This window comes from Clostridium sp. CTA-1 (genome assembly GCF_054768215.1).
Genome location: NZ_BAAAAP010000007.1, coordinates 56818 through 70684 on the forward strand (window position 1 = coordinate 56818; position 13867 = coordinate 70684).

A 13867-nucleotide genomic window follows, 5' to 3' on the forward strand; every position below is an offset into this window, starting at 1 on the left:
ACTTTAAAAAAAATATAATATAATAGAAATAAAAAATATTGGCTGGTTTTATAAACCAGCCTTTGATTTTGAGGAGTAATTAGGGTATGCTAGAGGATTTAATGATAAAAATAAAAGATAGTTTCAGTGAAAAAGAAATAGAGTTTATTAAAAAAGCATATAATTTTGCTTGCAATGCCCACAAGGAACAAAAGAGAATATCTGGTGAACCTTATATAACTCATCCAGAAGAGGTGGCTATAATATTATTTGAAATGGGTATGGATGTTAACACCATGATAGCAGGACTTATGCATGATGTTGTTGAAGATACTCAATATACATATGAGGATGTGGCTAAAGAATTTGGAAATGAAGTAGCAGATTTAGTAAATGGAGTTACTAAATTAGGTAAAATTGAGTACAAAACAAAAGAGGAACAACAGGCTGATAATGTAAGAAAAATGTTATTAGCAATGACAAAGGATATAAGAGTTATACTTATAAAATTAGCGGATAGATTACATAATATGAGGACATTAAGATTTATGCCTGTGGAAAAGCAAAAAGAGAAAGCGCAGGAAACTTTAGACATATATGCTCCTTTAGCTCATAGGTTAGGAATATCTAAAATAAAATGGGAGCTAGAAGACTTATCTTTTAGATATATAAATCCAAATGAATATTATTTTTTGGTACGTAAAATCGCAGAAAAAAGAGCAGAGAGAGAAGAACATATAAAAGAAATAGTTTCAAATTTACAACAAAACTTAAAAAAAGCAGGTATTGAATCAGAAATAGATGGAAGGCCAAAGCATTTTTATAGTATATATAAAAAAATGCATAACAAAAATAAAAATTTAGATCAAATATTTGATTTGACAGCAGTTAGAATATTAGTAGATACAGTTAAGGATTGTTATGCAGCTTTAGGTATAGCACATACTGTATATAAACCTATACCAGGAAGATTTAAAGATTATATAGCAATGCCTAAACCTAATATGTATCAATCATTACATTCCACAGTAATGGGAGTAGGTGGTAGACCCTTTGAAATTCAAATAAGAACTTATGAAATGCATAAAACTGCAGAATATGGTATAGCAGCTCACTGGAAATATAAAGAAGCTGTAGAGAGTTCTAATAATATAGATTTGAAATTAACATGGCTTAGAGAAATGTTAGATTGGCAAAAGGAGACCACAGACCCAGAAGAATTTATGCAAGGCTTTAAAATAGATTTATTTTCTGATGAGGTTTTTGTATTTACTCCAAAGGGCAAGGTTATAAGCTTACCTAACAGAGCGACACCAGTAGATTTTGCATATAAAATACATACAGATATAGGTCACAGATGCATAGGCGCTAAGGTAAATGGTAAAATGGTACCTTTAGATTATGAACTTAAAACGGGAGAGATAATAGAAGTTCTAACCTCTACTACGCCTAAAGGCCCAAATTTAGATTGGCTTAGTATGGTAAAGAGCAATCAAGCTAAAAGTAAAATAAGAGCTTGGTTTAAGAAAGAAGATAAAGAAGAAAATATAAATAAAGGTAAGGATATATTAGAAAAAGAAACTAAAAAACAAGGTTACAACTTTGGGGAACTTGCAAAGGGCGAAGTTTTAGAAACTGTATTAAAAAGATACAATATGAGCAGTATAGAAGATATGTTTGCTGCTGTTGGTATAGGGGCTCTAGCTGCTTCAGCAGTGGTATTAAGATTTAGAGAGCAGTATCTAAAGAAGAATAAACCAGAGCTTAATTGGAATGAAGTTAGGGATCAAATAAGCAAGTCAAATAAACAAAAAAAGAAAAAGAGCAGTTCTCCAGGAATAATAGTAAAAGGTGAGGACAATTTATTAGTTAGATTTGCTAAATGCTGTAACCCTGTACCAGGAGACAAAATAATAGGATACATAACAAAGGGTAGAGGAATATCCATACATAGAACTGATTGCAAAAATATGGAACAGTTAGTAGAAGAGGATCCAACAAAGATAGTAGAAGTTAGTTGGGGAAAGCCAAAGGGTGGAGAGTATATTTCAGAACTAGAAGTTAGAGCTGAAAATACAGATGGTTTATTAGCAGATATTATGCTAACCATAAATGGAAGTAAGACAAATCTTTATGCTGTGAATGCAAAACCAATTAAAAATGACTCAGTGGTTGTAAATATAAAATTAAAAATAAGTAATATAGAAGATTTAAAATCAGTAATGAAAGACATAAGAAAACTAAAGGGTGTCTTAGAAGTATATAGGACTAAAAAGTAAATACTATAACTATATAAGATTAAAATAAAGGTGGGATATGTTTGAGAGCGGTAGTTCAAAGAGTTATATCTTCTAAAGTAGAAGTAGATGGAAAAGTTATAGGAAGTATAGGCAAAGGATTAAATGTTCTTTTAGGAATATCAAGAGAAGATACAGAAGAGGATATAAAATATTTAAAAGAAAAAATAATAAATTTAAGAATATTTGAAGATGAAAATGAAAAATTAAACAAATCCTTATTAGATATAGGTGGAGATATAATAATCGTTTCTCAATTTACTTTATATGGAGATTGTAGAAAAGGAAGAAGACCGAGTTTTGTAGAAGCTTTAGGAGGAGAAGAAGCTTATATATTATATAATAAGTTTGTAGAATCAATAAAAAGAGAAGTAAACAATGTAGCAACTGGAGAATTTGGAGCGGATATGAAGGTTTATATAGAAAATGATGGGCCAGTTACAATACTTTTGGATAGTAAAAAGACATTTTAAAAATTTAGTTATATACTAGAAAGAGTAGAAAAAATTAAAAAGAGGTGTATTTAATGGATATAAAGACAATACCTGTTGGTATATATAATGCGAATTGTTATTTGTTAATAGACCAAGATAAATGTGCAATTATAGATCCAGGTGGAGACTCAGAGGATATAATAAAGACTATAGAAGACAATAATTTAATGCCACAATTTATTTTGCTAACCCATGGACATATAGATCATGTAGGCGGGGTAGAGGCAATAAAAGATAAATATAATATACCTTTTTATATAAACAAAAAAGATGAGGATCTAATTAAAGAGGCAGGATATATATTTGGGAACTTTGGTAAATACAAAAATGCAGATGAGTATTTGGTAGAAGGAAAGGTGTTTCAATTAGGGAATTTAAAAATAAAGGCTATAGAAACTCCAGGACATAGTCCAGGTGGTATGAGTTTTTTAGTGAATAATGTTATATTTACAGGAGATACATTGTTTAGAGAGTCTATTGGAAGAAGTGATTTTATTGGAGGAAATCATAATACATTAATAAATAGTATTCAAAGCAAGATAATTGTGTTAGAACCGGATATATATGTGTTACCAGGTCATGGACCAGAATCTACAGTAGGTTATGAAAAAGATAACAATCCATTTTTTTAAAATAGCATATATCCCTTTAAAAGCATTGGAGTGCATAATATGAAGCTGAAAGTAAATTTAAACGATATGCAGTACAGATACGATGTATATCAAATATTAAATATATATTATAATTTTTATGATATTATTTTTGATAATGAAGATTATGATATGAAAATAGAAATAACTGATGAAGGAATGTATATAAAAAAAGAAGAAGATGAAATAAAATATGAAAAAGATACTAGTTTAGTTAAGAAAGAATGGGTAAAAAAATTTCTTTTTTTATATTTAAAATCAATTACTAATAAAAATTTGCCCTGGGGAACTTTAGTAGGAATAAGACCAAGTAAGATAGCTTTAGATTTAATGAATAAAGGAATGGAAGAAAAAGAAATAATAGATTGGTTTAGTAAGCATCGCAATACTAGAGAGGATAAAACTAAATTATGTATAGATATTGCTAATATGGAAAAATCTATTGTAAACAAGGATAAAAACACTATAAGCGTATATGTAGGTATGCCTTTTTGTCCAACTAGATGTTTATACTGTTCCTTTACATCAAATCCAATAGGCAAGTGTAAGAACTTAGTAGAGCCTTATTTAAAGGCTCTTTATTATGAAATGGATATGCTTTCAAAATATATACAGCATAAGGGGCTAAAAATACAATGCGTTTATTTTGGGGGGGGAACTCCAACTTCTGTTAATAATGCTCAGTTTGAAAAAACATTAAACAAAATATATTATAATTTTGTACATAATAAAGAAGTAGAAGAATTTACAGTGGAATGTGGAAGACCAGATAGTATCACAGAAGAAAAATTACTATCCATGAAAAAATATAATGTACATAGAATAAGCATAAATCCCCAAACTATGAACAATAGCACTTTAAAAAATATAGGAAGAACCCATTCGGTAGAAGATATAGAAAGAATTTATCACTTAGCTAAGAGCATAGGATTTAAGAACATAAACATGGATTTAATAGTAGGTCTTCCAGGTGAAGGAATAGAGGAAATAAAAAACACTTGCAGGAGGATTAAAAAGTTAAATCCTGATAATATAACAGTTCATGGTATGTCAATAAAAAGAGGTTCTATACTTCACGAAAAGTTAGTTAACAAAATGGAATTTAATATTCCTAAACAGGAAGAATTAAATAGAATGTATGAAGAAACGGAAGTTTTAGCTAAAGATTTAGGCATGAAGCCTTATTACATGTATAGACAAAAAAATATGTTAGGAAATATGGAAAACGTAGGGTATTCAAAAGAAAATAAAATAGGTATATATAATATACAAATGATAGAAGAAAGACAAACCATAATAGCGTTAGGAGCAGATGCTGTATCTAAAATAATATTTATGGATGAAAATAGGATTGAAAGATCACCTAATGTTAAAGATGTAATAGAATATACAAAAAGAGTAGAAGAAATGGTACAGAGAAAGAAAAAAATATTAGATACTTTATATTTATAATGTTTAGGAGGAATATAAATGTCATTGCAAGCGCCAAAGGGTACAAAAGATTTATTGCCTACAGAATCATATAAGTGGCAATATTTAGAGAATAAATTTAGAAATATAGCAGCAGATTTTGGATGTAGAGAAATAAGAACTCCAGTTTTTGAATATACAGAGTTATTTCAAAGGGGAGTAGGGGAAACTACAGATGTAGTTCAAAAGGAAATGTATACTTTTGAAGATAAAGCTGGTAGAAGTATAACTTTAAAACCAGAAGGAACATCACCAGCAGTAAGAGCTTTTGTTGAAGGAAGATTATTCAATGAAACTCAACCTACTAAGATGTATTATTTTACACCTGTTATGAGATATGAAAATGTTCAAAAGGGGAGACTTAGACAACATCACCAATTTGGAATAGAAATTTTCGGAGCAAAAGATGCATCTGTGGATGCAGAAGTTATAAGTATACCTGTTAGAATATATAAAGAATTAGGTGTAAATGGTGTAGAATTAAATATAAATAGCATAGGTTGCCCTAAATGTAGAAAAACTTATAATGAAGCACTAAAAAAATATTTATCTAAAAACTATGATAAACTATGTTCAACTTGCAAGATTAGATTTGATAAAAATCCACTTAGAATATTAGATTGCAAAGTTGATACTTGTAAAGAAATAGTAAAGGATGCACCAATTATATTAGATTATATATGTGATGAATGTAAGGAACATTTTGAATCACTAAAAAGTTATTTAGATGTGTTAAATATAAATTATAAAGTAGATCCATTTATAGTTAGAGGATTAGATTATTATAGTAAAACTGTATTTGAATTTATAACAGATGATATAACTATATGTGCAGGAGGAAGATATGACTATCTTATAGAAGAAATAGGTGGGCCTTCTATGCCAGCAGTAGGATTTGGAATGGGAATGGAAAGATTACTTTTAACATTGCAAGAAAAAGCAATAGAAATTCCGGAAGAAGCATATGTAGATTTATATTTAGGAAATATGGGAGATAAGGCTAAATTAGAAGTTTTAAAATTAGCTAAGGAATTAAGAGACAGACACATAAAATGTGAAATAGATCATATGGGTAAAAGCGTTAAAGCCCAAATGAAGTATGCCAATAGGATAGGTGCAAAATATTCTATGGTATTAGGTGAAGAAGAATTAAATACTGGTAAAGCAACAGTTAAAAGAATGGAAGATGGAGAGCAAATAGAAGTTAATATAAAAGATATAGATACATTAATTAAAGTATTTAAATAGACAAAAATAAAATAACAAATCTATATTTGGAGGAATAAAAATGGGAGAAGCGTTAAGAGGACTTAAGAGAACAATAATGTGTGGTGAGCCTAGAGAAAATAATATAGGACAAAAAGTTACAGTTATGGGATGGGTTCAAAGAAAGAGAAATTTAGGAGGTTTAATATTTGTAGATTTAAGAGATAGAACAGGAATTATGCAGATAGTTTTTGGCGAAGAAATAAAGAAAGAAGCCTTCGAAAAATCAGATAACGTAAAATCAGAATATTGCATAGCTGTAACAGGTGAAATAGTTAAAAGACAATCACCAAACAATGATATGGAAACTGGAGCTGTGGAATTAAAAGGAGAAGATATAAAAATATTATCTGAATCAGAAACACCTCCTATATACATAAAGGAAGGTTTGGATGCGTCTGAAAATATAAGATTAAAATATAGATATCTTGATTTAAGAAGACCAGATATGCAAAAAATATTTATGGTAAGACATAAGACATGTAAAGTTGTTAGAAATTTCTTAGATGAAAATGGCTTTTTAGAAATGGAAACTCCAATACTTACAAAAAGTACTCCAGAAGGAGCCCGTGACTATTTAGTTCCAAGTAGAAATTATAAAGGAATGTTTTATGCATTACCACAATCACCACAAATATTTAAACAGCTTTTAATGGTTTCAGGCTATGATAAATATTTCCAAATAACAAAATGTTTTAGGGATGAAGATTTAAGAGCTAATAGACAACCAGAATTTACACAAATAGATATGGAATTATCATTTGTAGAAGAAGATGATGTAATAGAATTAAACGAAAGATTATTAGCTAAAGTATTTAAAGAAGTTGCAGGAATAGATGTGAAACTTCCAATAGAAAGAATGCCATACAAAATAGCTATGGAAAGATACGGTTCAGATAAACCAGATTTAAGATTTGGAATGGAAATAAATGATTTAACAGAAGTTGTTAAAAATTCAGAATTTAAAGTATTCAAAGGAGCTATAGAAAACGGTGGTTCTGTAAGAGCAATCAAAGCAGGTAACTGTGCTAATATGGGAAGAAAACAAATAGATAAGCTACAAGACTTTGTTAAAACTTATAAAGCAAAAGGATTAGCTTGGATAGCTTACAAAGAAGATGAAATAAAATCTCCAATAGCTAAATTCTTAACAGAAGAAGAAATGAAAGCTATATTAGAAAAAATGGATGCTAAAGTAGGCGATTTAATATTAATAGTAGCAGATAAAAATAATGTAGTATTTGAAAGCTTAGGTGCATTAAGATTACACCTAGCAAAAGAATTAGATATTATAAATAAAGATGAATTTAGATTTGTATGGATAACTGAATTCCCATTATTATCTTACAATGAAGAAGAGGGCAGATATCAAGCAGAACATCATCCATTTACGGCATTAATGGATGAGGATATAGAACTATTAGATACAGACCCAGGAAAGGTAAGAGCAAAGGCTTACGACATAGTATTAAACGGAGAAGAATTAGGTGGAGGAAGTATAAGAATACATGATAGTAAACTTCAAGAAAAAATGTTTAATGTATTAGGCTTCACTAAAGAAAAGGCTTGGGAAAGATTTGGGTTCTTACTTGAAGCATTTAAATTTGGACCACCACCACATGGTGGATTAGCTTATGGTCTTGATAGAATGATAATGTTTTTAGCAGGAACAGAAAATATTAAAGACGTAATAACATTCCCTAAGAATCAAAATGCATTCTGCCCATTAACAGAAGCACCAAATGTAGTTGATGAAAATCAATTAGAAGAATTAGGAATAAAAAAAATAGAAAAAGAAGATTAATAAAATAAGGAAAGTGCGAGGCGCTTTCCTTATTTTATCTATTAAGTATTCGTGTCATTTTAAGAGTGTAACTTTGGTTTTTACCTAATTTTTTATCCATATGACTTAAAACAGAATAAGAAATACTTAAAAATACTAGACCAACTGCTGTTGCAAGTAATTCATACTGTTTTATGCCTAAGTTTTTAAAAATTAAAAGAGAACTAACTAAACCAATTACTAGCATTATTAATGGAAAAGTATATGTCCAAAATGTCATAGCAAAAAATGATTTGGTAGCCATATCTATTTCTACCATATCTCCTATAGACACTCCTAGCGTATCTTTAACATCTGTAGTTATAGATTTAGATCCACAGTTAGATTTGCAACCAGCACAGTTATCTCCACAACCAGATTTTCTTTTAAATATAACAGAAGCATAGCCATCTTTTACTGATTTAATATAACCTATTTCTTTCATAAAATCACCCCTATATTAATGGCATTTGTTGTTTATTAATTATATCATAGATTTAAATAATAAGTAAAATGATATATATGTAAAATAAGGTTAGATATTTTAAAAGAATTTAAATTTACATAAATAAAAAATATTATAAGTGAAATATTATAATTAGAAAGGAGTGTTTTTATGTCTAATAAATATAATAGAACACAACATGATAAAAAGGAAGACGGAAATTTTAAAAAGAAAAATATAAAACATGATCCTCAGGCAGAAAGTGCAAGGGCAGTATTTGGATTGAAAGAGAATAAATAATTTAACTATATCTGAATAAAATTTTAAAAAATTATGATTTTCGTAATGTATTACATTAAAATTATAAATAAATTATATACTAATAATATAAAAGTAATAGTTATAAATATCCCCTCATAAAATTTTATGGGGGGATGAACATGGAAATAATGAAATTTTTAGTCCTGTCCATTATATCTGAAGCTCTTTGGGAAGGAACAAAAATGTTTTGGCAGGATGGTAAGTTAAGTATTGATAGAGTAGGAGCTCTCATTTTTAGTGAAATATTATGCTTAAGTACAGGTATGGATTTTTTAAAGGAATTAGATATAAATGTTAATGTTCCTTATTTAGGAATAATTTTCACAGGATTTTTAATTTCTAGAGGATCAAATTTTATGCATGATTTAATTTCTAGCACAACTATAATGAAAGAAAATATAAAAAAGTAAAAGCATATAAAAATTTAATTTGTACACTCTATAATTAGAAAGGGGTGTATTAAATTATGCATAGAGAAGATAAAAAAGAAGCAAAGAGAATGAAAAAAAGTGAAAAGCCAGAAAAAATACAGGTAGATGAAATGAAAAAACATTCATCTAAAGGTGCCATAAAATTAACTGAATAAAATAATAAAGATATGTTTTATTAAAGTAAATATATAGTTTATTATGGGTGCACTATTTATAGTACACTCATATTTTATGTTTATAGCTTATTTATAAAGAATTAAATTATAAATAAATTTGTAATTATTTAAATAAATATAAAAGAATCGATTTAAAACGATATGTATTTTTCTCTTAGATTGAAAATATGAATAAAAAGAATTTAAAATAAAAAACTATAAGAGAAAGGAGAGGATTAAAATGTATTCTAATAGTTATAAAGGAGAAAAACATAAAAAATCAAAAGAATTAGATGGGCATAGGCCACAATATGATGCAGATAATAGAGAAAAAAAGGCGCCTTCTAAATATGAGAATTTTAAAGGAGAACCTATAGAATAAATATAAATAAATTTTTTAAACTATAAAATTAAAGGATATTTTGAAAATATATGATTTAGAAGAAAATAATACAAAAAATTCATTTAATTCACTAGAGTAATATCAAAAAAATAACACAAACTTATATTACAAACTTAATTAAGTTTGTAATATTTTTAAAGATAAAAGGAGGACGATTAAAATGGCAAACAGAAGTTCAAATCAATTAGTAGTACCAGAAGCTAAACAAGGATTAAAAAATTTAAAAATGGAAGTTGCTAACGAAGTAGGTTTATCAAACTACGATACTGTTGATAAAGGAAACTTAACAGCAAGACAAAACGGCTATGTTGGTGGCGGAATGACAAAGAAAATGGTAGAAGCATACGAAAATAGCTTAAAATAGTAATTGAGTTAATTAAATTAAAATATAAAGCTTGTTAATTAAAACAGCTTAAGAGATTAGATATATTTATATGTATCTAATCTCTTTTGAATTTATGGATAATATATTATGCATTTATAGAGTAGTTATAATTAAACAGTTATATAGTAATACCAATTAATTATTAAAAATTAATTGATTTGTTGACTAAAAGGTAATAATATGTTATTATTATAACGTTAAATCATTCTTGCCGGAGTGGTGGAATTGGCAGACGCAACGGATTCAAAATCCGTCGAGGGTAACTTCGTGCGGGTTCGACTCCCGCCTTCGGCACCAATATAAATATGCTTAAAGACTTTGGATTAGATTTCCAAGGTCTTTTGTTTTATGTTAGTATAATTATTAAAACAAAATAGCATTTATTTAATAATACATTATATTTTTTACATTATACATCAACTTCCTGAATTAATTTTATTTTATCTTCGGCGAATTTTTCAGAAGAAGTTTTTTCTTTATTCAGTGTAAAGGTATCTTTTTTCTCATATATTATTTCCCCATCTTTTTTTATACTTAATACCCCACTAAAATTAAACATAAATTAAGACCCCTTTCCCAAATCGAACGTGTGTTCAAGTATATTTTAATATGTTTTAATAAAATTTGCAAGTTTTTTAATTAAATTACTTTATGTGAAAATTATTACATATTTATTCTGAAAATGTAATTGTCTGCATACAGAATTTAAGGACAAGTATTTACTTTTTTAGACAAAATAAAAAGCTAACAAACATATACGAGTTACATGTAGTTATAAACATAACATCATGAAATCTCTATATATTTGTTAGCTTTACATATCTGCATTTTAATCTCAGATAATTAATTTTTAGTGTATTTTATTTATTTGGATTGAAATCAAAGCCAGCTTCTTTTAATTTTCTAGATAAATCAGCTTCTTTTTCTAACTCTTTATTTCTTTCCTCTAGCTCTTTAATATAATTTATCATTTGTTCTCTGGTTATTCCATTTGGAAATATGTTCTTATCTAATTCAAATTCATAATTATTCCCATTTATATTAGCTTTAGAAATTATACTATTTCTATTTTCAGATCTTCCTAAAATATAATCTACGGAGCAATTAAAGAAGTCAGCTAACTTAGATAAGGTAAGAGTATCAGGAATTCTGTTACCATTTTCCCAATTAGAAACTGTTTGTTTTGATACATTTAGAAATTTTGCCAATTCAGTTTGATTTAAATCTTTTCTTAATCTTTCACATTTCAACCTATCTTTTATTTCTGCCAACTTTTTCACCCCTTTATTTATACTATATTATAAACCATATGTTGACTTTTTAAAACTAATGTAAACTATAAGAATATTTTTTAAGAAAAATGATAAAATACAGTTGAAAGTATTCTTAAAGTTGACTATAATAAAAATATAAATAGTATTCTTATAGTTTACTTAAAAACAGCTATTAAGGAGGTGAGTTTTATGGCAACAGCAAAAAAACTAAAAGCTTATAGATGCTTAAAAGGTGCAAAACAAGAGGATATAGCAAGACTAATAGGAGTAGCTCTAAATACTTATAATTTTAAGGAGAATGGCAAAAAACCTTTTACCTTAAATGAGGCCAAAATTATATGAGATTTTTTTGATACTACCATAGACGAACTTTTTTTCAAAAGAAATAGTAAACTTTAAGAATACTTGAAAATCCATAGTTTAACATTGAGAGGAATAAATCCTAAGGAGGAGTCCTCAAGTGGCAGTAATAAAAACAAAAGAATATAGAACAATAAGAAACTTATCTATTTCAAAATTGAGTTGCAAAAGTAAAATAGCTAGAAGTTATATTACAGAATTAGAAGAAGGTAAATATGAAAATCCAGGGTTAAAGGTTATTTGTAATCTATGCAAAACATTAAAAATTACACCAAATGAATTAATTGATGAAGAACTATGGAAGTGGTGGTAGACATAGTAAACCAATAATTATTGGATAAGTATAAAAAACTATATATAAATTATGGATTAATTTAATTATAGAAATATTTTATTTTGTATACTATGGATAAAAAAGAAAGTGGTGATATGTTGGCAGAAGTTAAATGGATAAAGATAACAACTAATATGTTTGATGATGAAAAAATAAAATTAATAGATGCTATGCCAGAAAGAGATACTGTTCATTATATTTGGATAAGGCTTTTAGTTCAAGCAGGTAAAACAAATGCAAATGGATATATTTTTCTAAATGATAATGTTCCATATACAGAAGAAATGCTAAGTACAATTTTTAATAGGCCATTAAATAGTTTAAGGCTTGCGTTAAAAGTACTTAGAGATTTTGGCATGATACAGATACGAGAAGATAAATTAATAAAAATAACTAACTGGTCCAAACATCAAAATATAGAAGGTATGGAGAAAGTTAGACAACAAACAAGGCAAAGGGTAGCTAAACATAGAGCTAAGAAAAAAGAATCATTGGAAGAAGCTAAAGGGGAAAGTCTCATAAGTAATAAAAATAAAAAAAGTGTAATGTTACATGAAACGTTAAGTAACGGTAGAGATATAGATATAGAAGATATAGATATAGAAATAAAAGAAGATAGAAAGAGTGATATAAGAAAAAATTTAGATAAAATCAATGAAGTATATTTTAATACTTTTTATAGGCAAATAAGTGCTACTTATTTAAATCAAGTATTAAAAATTATGGCTAAAGAAGATTATACTGATCTATTAATATATGCATTAAATATTACAAAAAAAAGAGAACAGGAACAGGGCAAAATAAAAGGCTTTAAATATACAATGTCAATTTTGGAAAGCTGGATAAATAAAGGATATAAATTACCACAAGATGTAAAGAAAAACGAGATAAGTAAGAAATGGAGGGAAGGCGAGGTATATGAAACAAGTAGGAGAAGCTTTGGAGAAGACCTTAAAAAGCAGGGAATTGGATTATAATATTGCTGGTCAAAATGAAAAAGTTGAAATATGTTCTGTATGTGGAGAAGCTATTGAAAAGATTACTTATATTCCAGGGTTAAATAGGGTATAAAAGGTCCTGTAATGTGCAAATGTAAAAGGGAGGCTCTAATAGCAAAAGAAAAAGAAGAAATAAATAAAGAAAAGCAATTAAGATTAAAAAGGATTATTAAAAATAGTTTAATAGATGAAAAATTTAGAAATAGTAAATTTGAAAATTGGGATTTTACTAAAGGTAATGACAAAATGTATAAAATAGCTAATAAATATACTAAAAAATTTGAAAACATGAAAAAAGAATCTGTAGGACTGTTATTATATGGTTCCCCAGGAAATGGTAAAACCTATACTGTTGCATGTATAGCAAATTGTCTTATAGAAAAAATGTTACCAGTTATATGTGTAAATGCAGATAGCTTATTGAATAGAATTAAAGACACATATAAAAAATGGGGCAAAGAAGTAGAAGAAGATGTATTAAGAGGATTAGATAATGCAGATTTATTGATAATAGATGATTTAGGGACAGAGCAGGATACAGAATGGACTAGAACTAAAATCTATAATATTTTAGATAGTAGATATAGAAATGGATTACCACTTATAATTACAACAAATTTATCTCTTATGGAGCTTAAAAATAGATATGAAAAAAGGACATACTATAGAATTTTAGAAATGTGCACTCCTATTTTAAATGATGGTAAAAATATAAGAGAAGAAAAGGCTAAAGAGAAAACAGAAATATTAAAAGAATTGTTAAATTAAGAATATTGATTGTCT

Annotated in this window: 16 protein-coding genes, 1 tRNA gene and 1 pseudogene; 15 read left to right on the forward strand and 3 right to left on the reverse strand. The window is 27.6% G+C overall.

Annotated elements, in window-relative coordinates:
* Positions 1-86 precede the first annotated feature (86 nt).
* The 6 genes from ACYUEW_RS07295 to aspS are packed head-to-tail and all read left to right on the forward strand — an operon-like array spanning position 87 to position 7960.
* Complete coding sequence (locus tag ACYUEW_RS07295) at positions 87-2258, forward strand: RelA/SpoT family protein (RefSeq protein WP_459566352.1); 2172 nt, start codon at positions 87-89, stop codon at positions 2256-2258.
* A gap of 41 nt (positions 2259-2299) precedes the next feature.
* Complete coding sequence (dtd, locus tag ACYUEW_RS07300) at positions 2300-2749, forward strand: D-aminoacyl-tRNA deacylase (protein WP_003483799.1); 450 nt, start codon at positions 2300-2302, stop codon at positions 2747-2749.
* 53 nt (positions 2750-2802) lie between these two features.
* Positions 2803-3402, forward strand: a complete 600-nt coding sequence (locus ACYUEW_RS07305) for an MBL fold metallo-hydrolase (protein ID WP_085333747.1) — start codon at positions 2803-2805, stop codon at positions 3400-3402.
* A 39-nt stretch (positions 3403-3441) separates the two neighbouring features.
* Entirely contained in the window at positions 3442-4872 is a 1431-nt protein-coding gene (locus tag ACYUEW_RS07310; RefSeq protein WP_003483801.1) for a coproporphyrinogen III oxidase, read from the forward strand.
* A gap of 18 nt (positions 4873-4890) precedes the next feature.
* Complete coding sequence (hisS, locus tag ACYUEW_RS07315) at positions 4891-6138, forward strand: histidine--tRNA ligase (protein WP_460276518.1); 1248 nt, start codon at positions 4891-4893, stop codon at positions 6136-6138.
* 40 nt (positions 6139-6178) lie between these two features.
* On the forward strand, positions 6179-7960 hold the full coding sequence (gene aspS / locus ACYUEW_RS07320; RefSeq protein ID WP_460276519.1) for an aspartate--tRNA ligase: 1782 nt from the start codon (positions 6179-6181) through the stop codon (positions 7958-7960).
* 34 nt (positions 7961-7994) lie between these two features.
* Here aspS and ACYUEW_RS07325 read toward each other — a convergent pair whose 3' ends face one another.
* A complete protein-coding gene (locus tag ACYUEW_RS07325; RefSeq protein WP_003357856.1) occupies positions 7995-8423 on the reverse strand; it encodes a SoxR reducing system RseC family protein in 429 nt (142 codons plus the stop codon).
* A gap of 171 nt (positions 8424-8594) precedes the next feature.
* Here ACYUEW_RS07325 and ACYUEW_RS07330 point away from each other — a divergent pair, with 171 nt between their 5' ends.
* The 5 genes from ACYUEW_RS07330 to ACYUEW_RS07350 all read left to right on the forward strand — a co-directional run bounded on the left by ACYUEW_RS07330 (position 8595) and on the right by ACYUEW_RS07350 (position 10415).
* Positions 8595-8723: a CPC_1213 family protein gene (locus ACYUEW_RS07330; RefSeq protein ID WP_003357913.1), complete on the forward strand. Its 129-nt coding sequence runs from the start codon at positions 8595-8597 to the stop codon at positions 8721-8723.
* Positions 8724-8863: 140 nt separating this feature from the next.
* Positions 8864-9154: a hypothetical protein gene (locus ACYUEW_RS07335; RefSeq protein WP_003360080.1), complete on the forward strand. Its 291-nt coding sequence runs from the start codon at positions 8864-8866 to the stop codon at positions 9152-9154.
* Between the two features lie 417 nt (positions 9155-9571).
* Complete coding sequence (locus ACYUEW_RS07340) at positions 9572-9712, forward strand: hypothetical protein (RefSeq protein WP_003483805.1); 141 nt, start codon at positions 9572-9574, stop codon at positions 9710-9712.
* Positions 9713-9893: 181 nt separating this feature from the next.
* Positions 9894-10097: an alpha/beta-type small acid-soluble spore protein gene (locus ACYUEW_RS07345; protein WP_003483806.1), complete on the forward strand. Its 204-nt coding sequence runs from the start codon at positions 9894-9896 to the stop codon at positions 10095-10097.
* A gap of 231 nt (positions 10098-10328) precedes the next feature.
* Positions 10329-10415, forward strand: a tRNA-Leu gene (locus ACYUEW_RS07350).
* A 112-nt stretch (positions 10416-10527) separates the two neighbouring features.
* On the opposite strand, the gene ACYUEW_RS07355 is transcribed toward ACYUEW_RS07350, so the two are convergent.
* Positions 10528-10677 (reverse strand): hypothetical protein, encoded by a 150-nt coding sequence (locus ACYUEW_RS07355; protein ID WP_043032293.1) that lies wholly within the window; start codon positions 10675-10677, stop codon positions 10528-10530.
* A 301-nt stretch (positions 10678-10978) separates the two neighbouring features.
* Entirely contained in the window at positions 10979-11389 is a 411-nt protein-coding gene (locus ACYUEW_RS07360) for a helix-turn-helix domain-containing protein (RefSeq protein ID WP_460276520.1), read from the reverse strand.
* A gap of 192 nt (positions 11390-11581) precedes the next feature.
* Here ACYUEW_RS07360 and ACYUEW_RS07365 point away from each other — a divergent pair, with 192 nt between their 5' ends.
* From ACYUEW_RS07365 to ACYUEW_RS07380, 4 genes and pseudogenes are all read left to right on the forward strand, one after another.
* Complete coding sequence (locus ACYUEW_RS07365; RefSeq protein ID WP_460276521.1) at positions 11582-11734, forward strand: helix-turn-helix transcriptional regulator; 153 nt, start codon at positions 11582-11584, stop codon at positions 11732-11734.
* Between the two features lie 118 nt (positions 11735-11852).
* Positions 11853-12065 carry a helix-turn-helix domain-containing protein gene (locus ACYUEW_RS07370; protein WP_265203508.1) on the forward strand — a complete coding sequence of 71 codons (213 nt, stop codon included), beginning with the start codon at positions 11853-11855 and terminating at the stop codon, positions 12063-12065.
* Positions 12066-12157: 92 nt separating this feature from the next.
* Positions 12158-13063, forward strand: a complete 906-nt coding sequence (locus tag ACYUEW_RS07375; RefSeq protein ID WP_460276542.1) for a phage replisome organizer N-terminal domain-containing protein — start codon at positions 12158-12160, stop codon at positions 13061-13063.
* Positions 13053-13852: pseudogene (locus ACYUEW_RS07380) on the forward strand (ATP-binding protein). The gene ACYUEW_RS07375 and the pseudogene ACYUEW_RS07380 overlap by 11 nt, the downstream one beginning before the upstream one ends.
* Positions 13853-13867: the final 15 nt, after the last annotated feature.